The organism is Paenarthrobacter sp. CAP02, from assembly GCF_040137855.1.
Classification (GTDB): Bacteria; Actinomycetota; Actinomycetes; order Actinomycetales; family Micrococcaceae; genus Arthrobacter.
Map to the genome: position 1 here is coordinate 333410 of NZ_JBEEII010000003.1, position 16978 is coordinate 350387.

The 16978-nt window shown below is 62.9% G+C and carries 15 protein-coding genes; 5 read left to right on the forward strand and 10 right to left on the reverse strand.

What is annotated here, in order from left to right; genetic code table 11:
- Positions 1-9: 9 nt before the first annotated feature.
- The 5 genes from sufC to ABHM97_RS07160 are packed head-to-tail and all read right to left on the reverse strand — an operon-like array spanning position 10 to position 4817.
- Positions 10-795, reverse strand: a complete 786-nt coding sequence (sufC, locus tag ABHM97_RS07140) for a Fe-S cluster assembly ATPase SufC (protein WP_257368127.1) — start codon at positions 793-795, stop codon at positions 10-12.
- Between the two features lie 43 nt (positions 796-838).
- Complete coding sequence (locus ABHM97_RS07145; protein WP_349470104.1) at positions 839-1195, reverse strand: non-heme iron oxygenase ferredoxin subunit; 357 nt, start codon at positions 1193-1195, stop codon at positions 839-841.
- 21 nt (positions 1196-1216) lie between these two features.
- Positions 1217-2530, reverse strand: a complete 1314-nt coding sequence (gene sufD / locus ABHM97_RS07150) for a Fe-S cluster assembly protein SufD (protein WP_349470105.1) — start codon at positions 2528-2530, stop codon at positions 1217-1219.
- Between the two features lie 2 nt (positions 2531-2532).
- Entirely contained in the window at positions 2533-3996 is a 1464-nt protein-coding gene (gene sufB / locus ABHM97_RS07155) for a Fe-S cluster assembly protein SufB (RefSeq protein ID WP_011774792.1), read from the reverse strand.
- On the reverse strand, positions 3996-4817 hold the full coding sequence (locus ABHM97_RS07160; protein WP_235521744.1) for a helix-turn-helix transcriptional regulator: 822 nt from the start codon (positions 4815-4817) through the stop codon (positions 3996-3998). The genes sufB and ABHM97_RS07160 overlap by 1 nt, the downstream gene beginning before the upstream one ends.
- Positions 4818-4927: 110 nt before the next feature.
- Here ABHM97_RS07160 and ABHM97_RS07165 point away from each other — a divergent pair, with 110 nt between their 5' ends.
- From ABHM97_RS07165 to ABHM97_RS07175, 3 genes are read left to right on the forward strand one after another with little or no spacing between them, the layout of a single operon-like run.
- A complete protein-coding gene (locus ABHM97_RS07165; protein ID WP_349470106.1) occupies positions 4928-5893 on the forward strand; it encodes an ABC transporter ATP-binding protein in 966 nt (321 codons plus the stop codon).
- Entirely contained in the window at positions 5890-6654 is a 765-nt protein-coding gene (locus tag ABHM97_RS07170) for an ABC transporter permease (RefSeq protein ID WP_235521742.1), read from the forward strand. Before ABHM97_RS07165 ends, ABHM97_RS07170 begins: the two co-directional genes overlap by 4 nt.
- A 48-nt stretch (positions 6655-6702) precedes the next feature.
- Positions 6703-7647, forward strand: coding sequence for a COX15/CtaA family protein (locus ABHM97_RS07175; RefSeq protein ID WP_349470107.1), 945 nt, complete (start codon positions 6703-6705; stop codon positions 7645-7647).
- Here the strand turns inward: ABHM97_RS07175 and ABHM97_RS07180 are convergent.
- From ABHM97_RS07180 to ABHM97_RS07200, 5 genes are all read right to left on the reverse strand, one after another.
- Positions 7644-9536 (reverse strand): ABC transporter ATP-binding protein/permease, encoded by a 1893-nt coding sequence (locus ABHM97_RS07180; RefSeq protein WP_349470108.1) that lies wholly within the window; start codon positions 9534-9536, stop codon positions 7644-7646. The two genes, ABHM97_RS07175 and ABHM97_RS07180, sit on opposite strands and share 4 nt — an antisense overlap.
- 59 nt (positions 9537-9595) lie before the next feature.
- On the reverse strand, positions 9596-10762 hold the full coding sequence (locus tag ABHM97_RS07185) for an efflux RND transporter periplasmic adaptor subunit (RefSeq protein WP_349470109.1): 1167 nt from the start codon (positions 10760-10762) through the stop codon (positions 9596-9598).
- On the reverse strand, positions 10749-11522 hold the full coding sequence (locus ABHM97_RS07190) for a hypothetical protein (protein ID WP_349470110.1): 774 nt from the start codon (positions 11520-11522) through the stop codon (positions 10749-10751). The genes ABHM97_RS07185 and ABHM97_RS07190 overlap by 14 nt, the downstream gene beginning before the upstream one ends.
- A gap of 139 nt (positions 11523-11661) precedes the next feature.
- Positions 11662-12042, reverse strand: a complete 381-nt coding sequence (locus ABHM97_RS07195; protein ID WP_349470111.1) for a peptidase inhibitor family I36 protein — start codon at positions 12040-12042, stop codon at positions 11662-11664.
- Between the two features lie 267 nt (positions 12043-12309).
- Complete coding sequence (locus ABHM97_RS07200) at positions 12310-13272, reverse strand: heme o synthase (protein WP_257368138.1); 963 nt, start codon at positions 13270-13272, stop codon at positions 12310-12312.
- 435 nt (positions 13273-13707) lie between these two features.
- Between ABHM97_RS07200 and tkt the strand changes: the two genes are divergently transcribed.
- Positions 13708-15825, forward strand: a complete 2118-nt coding sequence (gene tkt, locus ABHM97_RS07205; RefSeq protein WP_257368433.1) for a transketolase — start codon at positions 13708-13710, stop codon at positions 15823-15825.
- Between the two features lie 31 nt (positions 15826-15856).
- On the forward strand, positions 15857-16975 hold the full coding sequence (gene tal / locus ABHM97_RS07210) for a transaldolase (RefSeq protein WP_235521735.1): 1119 nt from the start codon (positions 15857-15859) through the stop codon (positions 16973-16975).
- The last annotated feature ends 3 nt before the right edge of the window (positions 16976-16978 follow it).

The following is a 16978-nucleotide window of genomic DNA, read 5'->3' on the forward strand; positions in this document are numbered from 1 at the left end:
TGATCCTAACTAGGCCTGCACGGCAGGGGCAACGGCTACGCCGGCGCCGGGAGCGTAGCGGTCGTAGCCCTCTTCTTCGAGACGGTCGGCGAGCTCGGGGCCGCCTTCCTCAACAACCTTGCCGTCTACGAAAACGTGGACGAATTCAGGCTTGATGTAGCGCAGGATACGCGTGTAGTGGGTGATGAGCAGCGTGCCCATGTTGCCCTCTTCGTGCGCGCGGTTAACGCCCTCGGACACTACCTTGAGGGCGTCGACGTCAAGGCCGGAGTCGGTCTCGTCGAGGATGGCGAACTTCGGCTTGAAGAGTTCCAACTGGAGGATCTCGACGCGCTTCTTCTCGCCACCGGAGAAGCCTTCGTTGACGTTGCGCTGGGCAAAGTCAGCGTCGATGCGCAACTGCTGCATCGCTGCCTTGACGTCCTTGGTCCAGGTGCGAAGGGCCGGCGCTTCGCCGTCGATGGCTGTCTTGGCGGTGCGCAGGAAGTTGGTCATGGTCACACCGGGAACCTCTACCGGGTACTGCATGGCCAGGAAAACGCCTGCACGTGCACGCTCGTCGACGCTCATCTCCAGGACGTCTTCGCCGTCCAGGGTGATGGTGCCGCTCGTGACCGTGTAACGCGGGTGGCCGGCGATGGTGGAGGCGAGGGTGGACTTGCCCGAACCGTTGGGACCCATGATGGCGTGGGTTTCACCGGTCTTGATGGTCAGGCTGACGCCCTTCAGGATCTCCTTGGTGCCCTGCTCCGTCTCAATGCTGACGTGCAGGTCCTTGATCTCAAGAGTTGACATGCTCTTCTTTCTTTTCGTTCGTAAGTCTGGCGGTACTGGGTGCTCAGTAGGTATCTACCGAGGCACCGTTCACAACGTTGGTCACGTCCACATAGACGTCGTCGCCATCGATGGTGACGGCGAAAACCGGGACGGGGTCATAGGCAGGCAGCTGGAGGGGCTGGCCGCTGCGCAGGTCGAACTGGGAACCATGTCCCCAGCACTCGATTGCACAGCCTTCAACCTCACCCTCGGACAGTGAGATGTCTGCGTGCGAGCAGGTATCGCCGATGGCGTGGATTTCGCCCATCGAGTCCCTCACGATGGCTACGGGGTAGTCACCGATCAGGACGCGCAGCGCCTGCTTGACCTGGATGTCATTGGCGTTGCATACCAGTTCGCCCTTGGTTTGTTCACTCATGGTTGTCCTGCCTGGCCCGTCTTAGTTGTCGGTCGCGGCGAGTTCGCGCTCAACAGCCGCGGTCAGGCGCTCTTCGATTGCCGGGACCTTGATCTGCTGGATGATCTCGTTGAGGAAGCCCCGGACCACCAGGCGGCGGGCAACCTTTTCGGGAATGCCACGGGCCATCAGGTAGAACAAGTGCTCGTCATCGAAACGGCCGGTGGCGCTGGCGTGGCCGGCCCCCTCGATCAAACCGGTTTCGATTTCCAGGTTTGGCACGGAGTCCGCGCGGGCGCCATCGGTGAGGACCAGGTTGCGGTTGGCCTCGTAGGTGTCAGTGCCTTCTGCTTCCTTGCGGATGAGGACGTCGCCGACCCACACGCTGTGGGCATTCCGACCCTGCAGTGCGCCCTTGTAGAGGACCCTCGACTTGCAGTTGGCCACGGCGTGGTCAACGAACAGGCGCTGCTCCAGGTGCTGCCCGGCATCGGCGAAGTAGAGACCGAACATCTCGACGTCGGCGCCAGGTGCGGTGAAGCGGGTGGACGGCGTGACACGCACGAGGTCGCCGCCAAGGCTGACCACGATGTGCTTGAACTTGGCATCGCGGCCGATTTTCGCCTGCTGCGATGACGCGTGGACAGCGGTGTCAGCCCATTCCTGGAGTGAGATCACTGTCAGTTCAGCACCGTCTTCGACGATGATCTCGACGTTCTCGGACACCACGGCAGTGCCCTGGTGGTCAAGGACAACGACAGCCTTGGAGAAGCGCTCCGCCACAATCACGATGTGCTGGGCTGACGGTGCCTCTCCGGCGCCGGTGACCAGGATCGAAACTTCGCTTTCGGCCTGCAGTTCGGCGGGGACAGTGACAACCGTTGCTTCGGCAAAGTTCTCCCATGCATTGGCGGACACGAGGTCCTCCGGGATGGCTGCCTGGCCAATGCGCTTGTCGTCGCGGCCCACGGTCTCAACAACGACGCCGGCAGGCGCCGTGACGCTGACAGTGGGAGCTGCACCGTTGAGCACCTCGGTGTGGAGGCCGCGCAGGCGCTTCAGCGGGGTGAAGCGCCAGTCTTCCTCAAGGCCGTTCAACGGCTTGAAGTCAGCCAGCTTGTATGAGGTGAGACGGCCGGCACGGGAGCTGTCGGGGATGCCCACGCCGCCACCATGCGAGTGGCTCTTGGCCGAAGCGCCGCCGAGCGGACCAGCGGAAGGCTGCTCCGACGTCGTGCTGGTGTTCGTTCCGGTGTTGACGGGCGAAAGGTTCTCGCCTTCCTCGGTGAAGCCGTTGATAAACGGCTGGGCCGAGGGCGCGCCGATGCGCGCCTTTTCTGTTGTGATATCAGTCATTGTTAACCGACGGACCCTTCCATCTGCAGTTCAATCAAGCGGTTCAGCTCAAGGGCGTACTCCATGGGGAGTTCACGGGCGATCGGCTCAATAAAGCCGCGCACGATCATGGCCATGGCCTCGTCTTCGGGCATGCCGCGGGACATCAGATAGAAGAGCTGCTCTTCGCTGACGCGGGAAACGGTGGCCTCGTGGCCCATGACAACGTCATCCTCGCGGATGTCGATGTACGGGTACGTATCCGAGCGGGAAATCGTGTCCACCAGGAGGGCATCGCAACGGACCGTGTTGGCCGAGTGCTTGGCGCCCTCGCGGACCTGGACCAGGCCGCGGTAAGCTGCACGGCCGCCACCGCGGGCCACGGACTTGGAAATGATGGAGCTCTTGGTGTTCGGAGCGATGTGAACCATCTTGGACCCGGTGTCCTGGTGCTGGCCCTCGCCTGCGAAGGCGATCGACAGCGTCTCACCCTTGGCGTGCTCGCCGACGAGGTAGACGGCCGGGTACTTCATGGTCACCTTGGAACCGATGTTGCCATCGATCCACTCCATGGTGGCGCCCTCTTCGCAGATGGCGCGCTTGGTGACCAGGTTGTACACGTTGGTGGACCAGTTCTGGATGGTCGTGTAGCGGACGCGGGCGCCCTTCTTCACGATGATCTCCACGACAGCCGAGTGCAGGGAATCCGAGGTGTAGATCGGCGCCGTGCAACCTTCGATGTAGTGAACGTAGGAGTCTTCATCGGCGATGATGAGCGTGCGCTCGAACTGGCCCATGTTTTCCGTGTTGATGCGGAAGTAGGCCTGCAGCGGGATGTCCACGTGAACGCCCTTGGGCACGTACACGAAGGAACCGCCGGACCACACGGCCGTGTTCAGCGAAGCGAACTTGTTGTCGCCCACGGGGATGATGGTTCCGAAGTACTCCTGGAAGATCTCCGGGTGCTCGCGCAGCGCGGTGTCGGTGTCCAGGAAGATGACGCCCTGGGCTTCCAGGTCCTCACGGATCTGGTGGTACACGACCTCGGATTCGTACTGTGCCGCGACACCGGATACCAAGCGGCTGCGCTCAGCTTCGGGGATGCCGAGCTTCTCGTAGGTGTTCCGAATGTCTTCCGGAAGGTCTTCCCACGTTGCCGCCTGCTTCTCGGTGGAACGCACAAAGTACTTGATGTTGTCGAAGTCGATGCCGGAGAGGTCTGCACCCCAGGTGGGCATGGGCTTGCGGTCGAAGTACTTCAGGCCTTTGAGGCGCAGATCGAGCATCCATTCGGGCTCGTTCTTCTTCGAGGAGATGTCGCGGACGACCTCCTCGTTGAGGCCACGACGGGCATTTGCGCCTACGTCGTTTTTGTCGGCCCAGCCGTACTCGTAGTTTCCGATACCGTGCAGTTCGGGATTCTTCTCCAGAATCTCCGAGATCACAGTGCCGTCGGCTACCGCTTTCTCTGCTATTTGGTCCGTCATCACGGCCTTTCTTGCTGGTTGTTTGATTCCTGGTACGGGTTCCCGGACTGCACTTCGACGCCTGTAGGCACCGTGGCAGCCAAGCGCCCGGTAGGTATATGGGTGGTGCAGACGTGTCCGCCCTGCGCGAGCGTGGACAGCCGCCGGACATCGACACCGACCAAGCGTGAAAAGACCTTGGTCTCGGTGTCGCAAAATACGGGAAATTCCGCAGCGAGCCGCTGGATGGGGCAGTGTCCCTGGCACAGTTGCACGCTCGACAATGCCGCAGGAAGGGGTGCCTTGGCTTCGATGGAATGAGCTGAAGCGACGAATCCGTCGCGGCTCAGGGCCATTGACAGGGCCAAGGCCCGGGCTGTGATGTCGTCCCCTGCCGCTTCCACTTCCGGGGCGTACCGGCGTTCCATATCCGAGAAGCGTTCTTCTGCGTACTCGCGGACCGCGTCTTCGCCGGCCAGCTCCTGGAGGCGCCGGAGCGCGGAACTGGCGATGTTCAGGTAGTCGTCGCCGAGCTTGGACTGTCCTTGGGAGCTGAGCACGTACCGGCGTGCGGGGCGGCCGGCGCCGGATCCGGCCTTCGCTACCCGCTTGACCTCGATGACGCCCGAGCGTTCCAAGTGGTCAAGGTGCCTGCGAACAGCGGCGGGGGTAAAACCGAGGAGGTCGCCGAGCTCGGCGGCACTCACGGGACCGTTCTCAAGCACGGCGCTAAGGACACGGTCACGGGTGCGGTCATCCGCGTCCGGCAACGCAGGCGCGGCAACGGGTGCCCCTGCTGCTGCAGCATGCCGTTTAGGGGGCATGGAAACTGGACTGCTCATGGAATACACAACACAATCATGTCGTAATTTGTTTCATGCATCCAGTAAGGCAAGACTGACCTTAGGCTGCCCACCAAGTGTGACCGTACTACTTCACGTAGAATACTTTGGTGCGATCACCCGATTCCCCTGTCCTCACCATAGACGGACTTATTAAGGATGTAGGCCCTTTGGCCTCCCTTGACGGCAAAATGCTCCGGGTAGTCAGCGGACTGTCCCTGGTGGCTGAGCGCGGCCAAGTGACGGCCCTGCTTGGAGCCAATGGCGCAGGCAAGACCACCACCCTTGAGTGTGCCCAGGGACTGCAGAAGCGGACCGGAGGCAGCATCTCCCTTCTCGGTGAGGACCCGGACACGGCGGGTGCCCATCTGAGGTCCCGGGTCGGCGTGATGCTCCAGGACGGCGGCCTGCCGCCGTCGGCCCGTCCCATCCCGTTGCTCCGGCACATCGCCGGAATGTACCAAAACCCCATGGACATCGACGCGCTGGTGGAGCGGCTCGGCGTCAACCAGTTCAGCCGGACCACTGTCCGCCGGCTCTCCGGGGGCCAAAAGCAGCGGTTGGCCTTGGCGGCGGCTTTGGTGGGAAACCCCGAAATCCTGTTCCTGGATGAGCCAAGCGCGGGACTGGATCCGCAATCGCGGCAGGTGGTCTTCGACCTGATTGCGGAACTTCGCGACGCCGGTATGGGGATCGTCCTGACGACGCACCTCATGGACGACGCCGAACGCCTTGCGGATTATGTCTACATCATCGACGGCGGCCATAACGTCGTGGAGGGTACTGTTGCCGATCTCCTCCGGCACGACCACGGTACTGAGGCCAGCATTGCCGAGCGGACCCTGTACTTCGACGCTCCCCCCGGCCTGGACTTCACAGGGGTCCTTGGCCGCGAGCTGCGGGTCAGCGAGAACCGGTCAGGCAGTTACTCAGTTACCGGCGAACTCACTCCAGGTGACCTGGCCGCCCTGACCGCATGGTGGGCTGAACGGGGCATCATGCCCGCGTCGCTGCGACTGGAAGCCCGCAGCCTTGAAGACGTGTTCCTTGACATCTCCGGAAGGGACGTCCGATGAGCAAACTGCTAACACCCAACGCCGGGCCGGCTTCGTTGCCCCGCAGGATCATGCAGCAAGGGCGCTACGAAACCATCACTATGCTCCGCAATGGCGAGCAACTCATCCTCGCGATCGTCCTGCCGCTGATGGCGCTGGTGGGCTTGGTTGTTACCCCCCTGCTCGACGGCCTTGGCGGTTCCCGGGTCGATGTTGCCACTCCAGGAATCCTGGCCCTATGCGCCATGTCCACGGCCTTCACCGGCCAGGGCATCGCCACGGGTTTCGACCGCCGCTACGGGGTGCTGCGTTTCCTCTCCACCACTCCCCTCGGCCGGACCGGGCTGATCGCCGGTAAAGTCCTGGCAGTCCTGGTGGTCCTGGTACTCCAGGTCCTGGTGGTGGGGGCCGTTGCGGGCTTCCTGGGGTGGCAGCCCAGTCCCGAAGCCTGGCTTCCTGGACTTGGCCTGCTGGTGCTAGGCGCTGCGTCCTTCACTGCATTGGGTCTGCTGGTGGCCGGCACTGCTCGCCCTGAGGCTACCCTGGCCATCACCAACCTGGTGTGGATACTCTTCGGGGCCCTGGGTGGAATCGTCGTACCGGCCCAACGCCTCCCCGCCCTGGTGCAGAGCATTGTGCACTACCTTCCATCCGGAGCGTTGGGCGAGGCCATGCGGGAAGCGTTCCTGCACGGTAGCGTCGCCCTGCCCGCCGTCCTGGTCCTCCTCCTGTGGACGGTACTGGCCGGTGCCGCGGCCATTCGCTGGTTCAAGTGGAACTAACCCGGCCCGCAATCAACCAACCAAGCAGAACTGAGAAGTGAGAAAACTGTGAGCACGGCTTCGCGCCTTCCGAAAACCGTCCAGCGCCTGACGTCCAAGTTGCCGACCGAGGTCAACACGACTGTCCGCCGTCTGGCCCTGTTCTCGCTGATCGGGCAGACCGTCCTGGTTGTCACCGGCGGCGCTGTCCGCCTCACTGCCTCCGGCCTGGGTTGCCCCACTTGGCCCCGATGCACCAGCGACTCGCTGGTGAACACTCCCGAAATGGGAGTTCACGGATTCATCGAGTTCGGCAACCGACTCCTGACATTCGCCCTCGCGGCCGTCGCCGCGCTCATGTTGGTCTACTTGTGGAACCTCCGCAAGGAACGGCGCGATCTCTTCCTTTTGGCGTTGGGCCTGCTGGCAAGCATCCCGGCGCAGGCCATCATCGGCGGAGTCACTGTCCTGTCCGGCCTTAACCCCTGGGTGGTGGGTCTGCACTTCCTGGTGTCCATGGCACTGGTCGTCTTTGCGACACTCCTGGTGAACCGGGCCTACGGCCGGACCGGCCGTTTCATGAACCGCACCCTGCCGGCGCTTCCAAGCGTAGCCCGTCCGCTCATGCTTGCTGTTGCTGTCTTCTCTGCTCTCTCCGTCATGCTGGGCGTCGTGGTCACAGGTGCCGGGCCGCACGCCGGCGACGCCGACGCGCCACGCAACGACCTCGACTGGGACCTTTTCTCGCACATCCACGCCGTGCCTGCGTACCTCATCACCGGCGGCACCCTCTTCGCCATCTACCTGGTACTCCGCCACCGCATACCGGGGCTTTTCCGCACTGCGGCCTACTTGCTGCTCGGGGTGACACTGCTCCAGGCCGTGATCGGCTTCACGCAGTACTACAACGGTATTCCGGCCCTGCTTGTGGGTGCGCACATGTTCGGAGCGGCCGTCCTGATGAGCGCCGCCACCAATGCCGCCGACATCGCAACGTCCAGCCCGGTCCGCTAGCTTCGGATCAATTGGGCCGGGTTGGCCCGTGAGGCGATCACTGCAGGGTAGATCGCAGAGAGAATCCCGCTGAGCAGTCCGGCCAGGATTCCCCAGCTCGCCGTGTAATCGGGGAGGATCGGCACCCAACCTTCGCTGGAGGCATAGGCCAACGCCGCGAAGATACCAACGGTTGCCCCTGCAGCACCTCCGAGGACGCCCACTACTGCCCCCTCCACCAGGAACATCGCCGCTACGGTGCTTCTCCGCATGCCCAAGGCGAGCCTCAGTGCAATCTCCGCCGACCTTGCAAGAACACCCACGTACATCGTTGTTCCCGCGCTGAGGCCGGCGATGGCAAGCAGGATCACCGAAACGATCGCCACCAGTCGTCCGAGGTCCGTGTTGATGCCGTGCTTGAGGTCCCTCAGGTCCGCCACGGTCTGTACTTTAACTGCATCTGTCGCTGCCGGATCCAGGGCTTTCGGCAGCGCTTCAGCTATGGCAGCAGGCGCTCCGGGCTGGGTACGCACCACCACCTGCGCTGCCATTTTCGACGTCATCGGATAGGAACCAACGCCCACCACCACGGCACCCGAGAGCACAGGATCGCGGCCGGGTTCTTCGATCACTCCCACTACGGGCACGGGTTGGCCATACAGCCAGAGCACGACGCCGGGTCCTGGCCTGCCGACGCCCAGTTGCCGGGCGGCGTCCAAGCCAATGACAGCGACGGGCCTTCCGAATGACTGGTCAAGCAAAGCCGTGTCAACGTACCGGACAGCTGCTCCTTGCATCCGCAGATAGGCGGAATCCGCCACACGGACGGCACCGTTGAAAGGATCCGGTGCCGGCAGGGACCCCGGACGGAACGTCGATGGCTGTACCTCGCTGGCTGGAAGGTCTGCCACCACACCAGCGTCAACCACCCCCGGTAACGCCAGCACCGACGACACGTCGCTCCGTACTCCTTCCCAGGATGAATACCCGGTTTTCCTTGAGACTTTGACCTCGTCGTGGGCTTCGTCGTCCAGGCGGGTCGAAACCTTGATGGCAGCGCTTTCACTGAGTCCCACGGCCGCCCCAAGCCCACCACTTCCCAACAGGAACGCCAGAACCAGGAGAAGGGCTTTCGCAGGGCGAAGTGTCAGTGATGAGAGTGCATCCGCCGTAAGGTCGACGATTTCATGACGACGGCGCCGTACCAGCCCGGATCGCTGGCTGGCTGGGGCAGGATCCGTGCCTGCAGCGGTCCTTGCGGGTTCGCAGCTGCCGGTATCAGCGACGATCCAGCCATCCTGCATGGTCACGATCCTGTCCGCGGAGGCAGCAAGGCCCGGATCGTGCGTGACCAGGATGACGGTCGTGCCGGACCGATGAAGCTCTCGGAGGTGGTCCACAACGATCTGCCCATTGGCAGAGTCGAGGCTGCCCGTGGGTTCATCAGCCAACACCACCTCGGGAGCTCCAATGAGGGCCCTCGCCATCGCAAGGCGTTGGCGTTCGCCCCCGGAGAGCAAGGAAGCCGGTGTGTTCCTGCGGTGCTCCAACCCGAACCTGCGCAAGGCTGGAACCAGCAGCTGTGCCTGTGTCTTCGGAGCAATGCCCCGCGCCCTGAGCCCAAGTACTGCGTTACGGGCCGTTGAGTCCCGGCCCACCATGTTCGACTCCTGGAAGACGAAACCAAAGACTCTCCCCCGCAACTCGGCCCGCTGCTTGGTCCGGACTGCTGCAATGTCCTCGCCGTGGAGGAGGTAGGTGCCTGAACTGGGGGTATCAAGGAGTCCAAGGATGTTCAGGAGCGTGGATTTTCCGGAGCCCGATGGGCCCACGATCGCCAGGAATTCACCGGGGTGGACATCGAGGTCCACCTCCTGCAGGACCTTGGCGCCCGGGAATGCACGGCCCACATTTCGCAGGGAAAGGAGCGGCCTTCCGTCGTGCGGTTGTAGCTGATGTTCTCCTTCCCTCATGGCAGCAGGACCGAATCTCCCACGGCGAGGCCTCCGCCGTCGTCTATGGCGGCCCAACCGTCGGCTTGCGCCGTAACGGTCACATCGATCCGGCGGGAGCCATCAGGGGCGCTGAGCTGGACGTATGCTATGCCGTTCTCCTGTCGGATTGCGATAAGTGGTACCGCCAGCGATTCAGGAGGAACACTTCCCGAGGTCACGGTCACAGACTGTTCAGGACTGAGTCCCTGGGCTCCAGCGGGTATGGGCAGGGTGATGTCCACGCCCGGGACTTCGTTCTTGCTCTCATCTCCTTCTACGAAGGCACTGACGGCGGCTACCGCGGAATCCATGCTGGTGGAGCCTGCCCTGACGGTGGCCGGCGCACCCACTGCGAAATCCTTGGCTTGAAGAAGATTCGCCCTCGCCACGATCGTGTCCTCAGCAATGGCAATATGGGCAACGACACCATCCTCCGGCAGCAGCGTTCCGACGGCGGCCATGGAGGCGATCCTGCCTGTGTCACCAGGAACCTGCACAAATTCCCGCCAGGAAAACATGACGGTCGAAGCTTTCGAGGATTTGCCGCCGCCGTTCGTGGCTGCGGAAACAGGTTCCAGCGGTGAAGGCGCCTCGAAGCCTGCGTTGCCGTACCAGGTCTTCAACGCACTTTGCGTGGGCTGATCAAAGATTCCACTGATTTTCACAGCAAGACCGAGCCCGGCCAAGGCCCGCTGCAACGCTTGGACGTCCATGCCCGCATCGCCAGGCTTGATGTCGCGGTAGAGCGGCACGCTGGCCTGGATCATCAGGAGGGGGCGGCCGGATACGACGGCGAGCAGTTCCCCGGGAGCCACGCTGTCCCCTGCCGCTTTCGGCGTTGATGTGAGAATCAGCCTGTCTGTACCCTCAGGCAGGCTGGCCCGGACAGCGGACGTTGCCCCGGCGACCACCCTGCCGGTAAGGATGGCCTGCTGGTTCACCGCCCGTTTCTGGACAGTCGCAGAGACGGGAATCTCCGCAGGGGGCTCGTAGTGTGGCCCCGCGGAAGCCGCTGCAGCCGATCCGGCCCAGTAAGCTGCGACCAAGCCTGCCACCACCAGTGCGACACAGGACAGGAGCAACCACCATCGTGGCACGCGCGTCATGGCACGGCGGCTGAGTGCCGTCTCAGAGTCGGGCATCAGCCACGCCATGATCGCGGAGGACTTGCCTGGCCCGCTCCACCGCGGCGCTCTTTTGTTCCGCCAAGGCGTTCAGTTCGGCTTGGTGATCCTTCATTTGAGCGGCCTGGTACTGCGCAAAAATGTCATACGGCTTGCGTGCTCCGCCACTGGATTCCTTGCATTCGACGTCAAGCAAAGCCACGCGGATTTCATCCTCCTTTGACCCGCTCGACTCAACAGTCCACGTATCGCCGGCCCTGAGCTTCAGTCCCTTCGCGGCGAGGCACTTCTGCCAGGCCTCGCGATATGCCACGTACTCGGCATCCTGTTCTGTCAGCCCTACAGCATTTTGGGTTATCTGTTGCTGGACAGACAGGTCACCTGCCAGCCCTTCAAGGAGCTCCGGGAACCCGGCCCGTCCTACAGAGTTCGTGCACGTGGTTTCTGCCCGCTGATGCTCCAGGCTCGAGGCAGGCCTGGCCGGCTGTTCGGGCATCACGCCGGGTATCTTACGGATCTCTGGCTTTTGACCGTTCTTCGCGGCCAGCGTTGCGGACCACTGCCCGTAACGGCGGTCTTGAAGCGCTTTCCCGTCGCCACCCCAGGGTGCCACGGTGAATCCTGCGTGCTCGACGCAGTCGTAGACGAGGAATGCCACCGCGGAATTGACCAGGACATTCTCCCGGTCGGAGTACCAGTAGGCACTCATCGGGAGCACTACCTCTCCCGTGGCATCATTGAGGACCGCCCGTGCACCTGCTCCTGCTGCGCGATTCACAACAGGAAGGCTTGGCGTTGACGTTGGCGCGGGCGCGACTTGCCCCACGGGCGAGCACGCTGTGACGATGCCCGAAATCACCAGCATCGTCACAGCGCTGCTTACGGCTTGAAGCAGGGTTGTTGCATTGCGCAATCGGTCAGCCCCAGACGCTCGTGATTTCGTCGTCCCAGTTCCTGCCGGCCACCATGGCACTGCCCCTCAGGTCGTTCATGGCGTTCCCGCCCCGGAAGATGATGCTGTTACCCGAGAAGTTGTCATCAACGTAGAAATAGACGTACGGAGAAGCCGGATCAGCGGCTGGACCTACCACCAGGGAACTTGCCTTGTCGTTCGCTGCTGTTCCGACGTTGGAGGTTACCCAGCCGAAGGTTCGCTGCGTTCCTGTAAACCAATAGTCGTCGTAGAGGCACACCCTTGCCGTGGAGCAAGCCGGTGCAGCCTGGGCGGCGGAGACGCCCGTCAGGACCGAAGCCCCTGCAACGGTCATCACTCCGGTGGTACGCAATAGCTTCTTCATCGCTTCCCCAAGTCTTCGTCGGAAATGGAACAGCCTTGTTCCGCTTCGAACGGTAGGGGGTGTATTGCGACACCTAGTCGCCATCCAGCACAACTAGGTGTTGTTTGCGCTGAAAATGAGTGGTGGAAGCCCTGAACTAGGTGCTGAAGGGTGCCATGTAGGTGGTGTGGGCAGGCGCGGTGTGGTGGGTGAAAGCAAAGGCACGACGCCGCACCCGAGGTGAGTAGCGGCGTCGTGCCTTTGCGTTGGGGTAACTGAAGAGTCGGCTTAGCCGCCGATAAGCGGTGAACCAATGAAGGGATCGACTGCCAGCGCGATGAACAGCAGTGTCAGGTAGCTGATGGAGCCGTGGAAGACCTTCATGGCGCCCTTGTTGGAGACGTCGCCGCCCTGTGCACGCTTGTAGAGGGCGTGGCTCTCGTAGAGGAACCAGGCGCCGGCAGCAACCGCGACGATGGTGTAAACCCAGCCGGCACCGCCAACAGGAACCATGAGGAGCGAGCAGGCAACCATGGCCCAGGCATAGAGGACAACCTGCACTGAAACCACTTTGGCTCCGGCGATTGCTCCGAGCATGGGTACGTTGGCATTGCGGTAATCCTCGCCGTAGCGCATGGACAACGGCCAGTAGTGCGGAGGCGTCCAGAGGAAAATCACCATGAAGAGGACAATCGCCGGCCACTCAACGGTGTTGGTCACAGCGGCCCAGGCGATGAGCACCGGGAAGCAACCGGCGGCGCCGCCCCACACGATGTTCTGGGCTGTGCGGCGCTTGAGGATCATGGTGTAGATCACCACGTAGAAGACAATTGCCCCCAGGCCAAGCCATGCGGACAACGGATTCGCGCCGAACCAGAGGATCGCGATGGAAGCGGCGCCCAGGATCCAGGCGAAGACCAGTGCTTCCCGCGGAGTCACTTCACCGGTAACCAGCGGACGCTTCTCCGTGCGGTGCATCAGTTTGTCGATGTCCCGGTCGATGTAGCAGTTGAAAACGCCGGCACTGCCGGCAGCGAATGCGCCACCGACCAAGGTTGCCAGGATCAGCCCGATGGAAGGGAATCCCCGCTGCGCAAAGATCATGGTGGGCAGCGTGCTGACCAGCAGGAGTTCGATGACACGGGGTTTGGTCAGAGCCAGATACGCCTTGAATTTACGGGACATTCCAATGCTTCCCCGGGCCGGGGACGCGTTGACGGGCGTATCAGTTGTGCTCACGGCGGCAGTCACTCTGTTCTATGCTCTGGGGTTCTCGCAGCGGCTGCCGTCCCGGTTTTCGAAAGCAAACACGGGCGCATGAACCGCTGGTGGCCTCCAAATATCATACCGTGGCCGGAAGTGGCCCAATGTCCGCAAAATTCGTCAATGTTTCCGAATCTTCACTCCCCTGCCGGGCCATCGTGATTCATATAAGGGAATTTCTGTCCAGTTAATGGGATTCCCTGAGTTCCATGACACGTTTGGGGCTAAGCTGGTGAGCAGATCAGCACACGTTGACCATCCGGGAAACCGTATTCTCGGATATCCGTGCGTCTGGATGAGAGATCAACGTTTCAATGGTGAACGGCTGGTAGACACATTGCAGCGGGCGCCATCCTGTGCTTCCTGCGTGCTGTCCGTACGCCTGCCGTCAGCACAGAGAGGGGCTCGGTTTTCGTGCCACATTTGGAAGAGCAAGAACTGTCATGGACCGATCTGGACAAGAAGGCTGTTGACACCGTTCGCGTGTTGGCCGCCGATGCCGTGGAGAAGGTCGGTAATGGCCACCCTGGTACGGCAATGAGCTTGGCTCCGGCAGCGTACCTGCTGTTCCAGAAGCTGATGCGCCACGACCCGAAGAACCCGGACTGGATCGGCCGCGACCGTTTCGTCCTGTCCCCCGGCCACACATCGCTGACGCTCTACATCCAGCTTTTCCTCTCCGGCTACGGCCTGGAACTGAAGGACCTTGAGGCGTTGCGCACCTGGGGTTCCTTGACCCCGGGCCACCCCGAGTACAAGCACACCGCCGGTGTGGAGATCACCACCGGCCCGCTCGGCCAGGGCCTCGCGTCCGCCGTCGGGTTCGCCTACTCGCAGCGCCGCCAGCGCGGCCTGTTCGACGCCGATGCTCCCGCCGGCGAATCGCCGTTCGACCACACCATCTGGGTGATCGCATCCGACGGCGACCTGCAGGAAGGCGTCACGTCCGAAGCATCCTCGCTGGCCGGGCACCAGGAACTGGGCAACCTCGTAGTGATCTACGACGAGAACCACATCTCCATCGAAGACGACACCGACATCGCCTTCACCGAGGACGTCCTCAAGCGCTACGAAGCCTACGGCTGGCACACCCAGCGCGTGGACTGGACCAAGACCGGCGACTACGTCGAAGACGTCCAGGAACTGTACTCGGCCCTGCAGGCTGCGAAGGCTGAGACGAACAAGCCGTCCATCATTTCCCTGCGCACCATCATCGGCTACCCGGCCCCGAAGAAGCAGAACACGGGCAAGATCCACGGCTCCGCCCTGGGCGCCGAGGAAGTCGCAGCGCTCAAGACGGTGCTCGGTTTCGACCCGGCCAAGTCCTTCGACGTTGACGAAGAAGTCCTGGCCCACGCCCGCAAGGTTCTGGACCGCGGCGCTGAGTCGCGTGCCGCCTGGCAGACCTCGTTCGAGGCATGGCAGGCCGCCAACCCGGACGCTGCTGCCCTGCTGGAGCGCGTTGAAGCCAAGAAGCTTCCCGTTGGCATTGACGCCGCACTTCCGGTGTTCGAAGCCGGCAAGGATGTATCCACCCGTGCCGCCTCCGGCAAGGTCCTGAACGCCATCGGCCCGGTCCTTCCCGAACTCTGGGGCGGCTCCGCCGACCTCGCCGAGTCCAACAACACCACCATCGAAGATTCGCCGTCGTTCATCCCGACGTCGCGTTCCACGGACGCCTGGAAGGGCAACCCGTACGGACGTGTCCTGCACTTCGGTATCCGTGAGCACGCTGCCGCGTCGATCGTGAACGGTATCTCCCTGCACGGCCGCACCCGGGCATTCTCCGGTACGTTCCTGATCTTCAGCGACTACCAGCGCCCGGCCATCCGCCTCGGCGCACTCATGGGTGTTCCGTCCCTGTACGTCTGGACCCACGATTCCATCGGCCTGGGCGAAGACGGACCCACCCACCAGCCCGTCGAGCAGCTCGCGTCACTGCGCGCCATCCCGGGCCTGGACGTTGTCCGCCCCGGCGACGCCAACGAGGTCTCTGCCGCATGGAAGGCCATGCTGGAGAACCACGAGAACCCGGCCGGCATCGTGCTCACCCGCCAGAACATCCCCACCTACGCCCGCGGCGAAGGCGAGGCTGCCGGTGACACCTTCGGCTCCACCGCAGGTGTTGCCAAGGGTGGCTACGTCCTGGCCGAAGCCTCCAAGGACGGCGAGACGGTCGACCCGCAGGTGATCCTGATCGGCACCGGTTCAGAGGTCCAGCTCGCGGTTGCTGCCCGCGAGGCCCTGCAGGCCGAAGGCATCGCTGCCCGCGTGGTTTCCATGCCCTGCGTTGAATGGTTCAACAAGCAGGACGAGGCCTACCGCGAGTCCGTCCTTCCCGCGTCCGTAAAGGCCCGCGTTTCCGTTGAGGCCGGCCTGGCATTGGGCTGGAAGGAATTCGTCGGCGACGCCGGCCGTTCCATCTCCCTGGAACACTTCGGCGCCTCCGCTGACTACAAGCGGCTCTTCAACGAGTTCGGCATCACCGCCGAAGCCGTTGCCGCCGCAGCCAAAGACTCCCTCGCGGACACCAACGCGTAACAGTCTGAACCCCAAAACAGGAGAAAAACACATGTCTACTACTCCCACGCAGCAACTCTCCGACGCCGGCGTTTCGATCTGGCTCGACGACCTCTCCCGTACACGCCTTGAGACCGGCACCCTGCAGAAGCTGATTGACGAGAAGAACGTGGTTGGCGTGACAACCAACCCGTCCATCTTCCACGCCGCCATCACCGCCGGTACCGACTACGACGCAACCATCGCCGCCAAGGCCGCTGCCGGCGCCAGCGTCGAAGAGACCATCTTCGAAATCACCACAACGGATGTTGCGGACGCCTGCGATCTGTTCGCACCGATCGCCGCTGCCACCAACGGTGTCGATGGCCGGGTCTCCATCGAGGTGGATCCCCGCCTCGCCTGGGACACCGAGGGAACCATCGCCGAAGCCAAGAACCTCTACGCCAAGGTCAACAAGGACAACGTCCACATCAAGATCCCGGCAACCCTGGAAGGCCTGGAAGCCATCACGGCAACCTTGGCCGAGGGAATCAGCGTCAACGTGACCCTGATCTTCTCCCTGGAGCGCTACCGCGCCGTCATCAACGCTTTCCAGTCCGGCCTGGAGCAGGCCAAGGAGAACGGCCACGACCTCTCCAAGATCCACTCCGTGGCTTCCTTCTTCGTCTCCCGCGTTGACTCCGAGATCGACAAGCGCCTCGACGCCATTGGCACCGAGGAGGCCAAGGCACTCAAGGGCAAGGCAGGCGTAGCCAACGCACGCTTGGCATACCAGGTCTACGAAGAGCTCTTCTCCACCGAGCGGTGGGCAGTACTGGCCGAGGCCGGGGCCCTGCCCCAGCGGCCGCTGTGGGCGTCCACGGGCGTCAAGGACCCGGCATACCCGGACACCCTTTACGTCACCGAGCTCGTTGCCGCCGGAGTGGTCAACACCATGCCGGAGAAAACGCTCGACGCTACGTTCGACCACGGCGTCGTCACCGGGGATACCATCACGGGAACCTACGACGAAGCGAACGAGACCCTCAACGCCCTCGAAGCACTGGGAGTCTCCTACAACGACGTCGTCACCCTCCTGGAGACCGAAGGCCTCGAGAAGTTTGTTGGCTCCTGGAAGGAACTCCTCGCCGACGTCGAAGGCGCACTCGTCACCGCACGGAAGGCTTCCTAACCC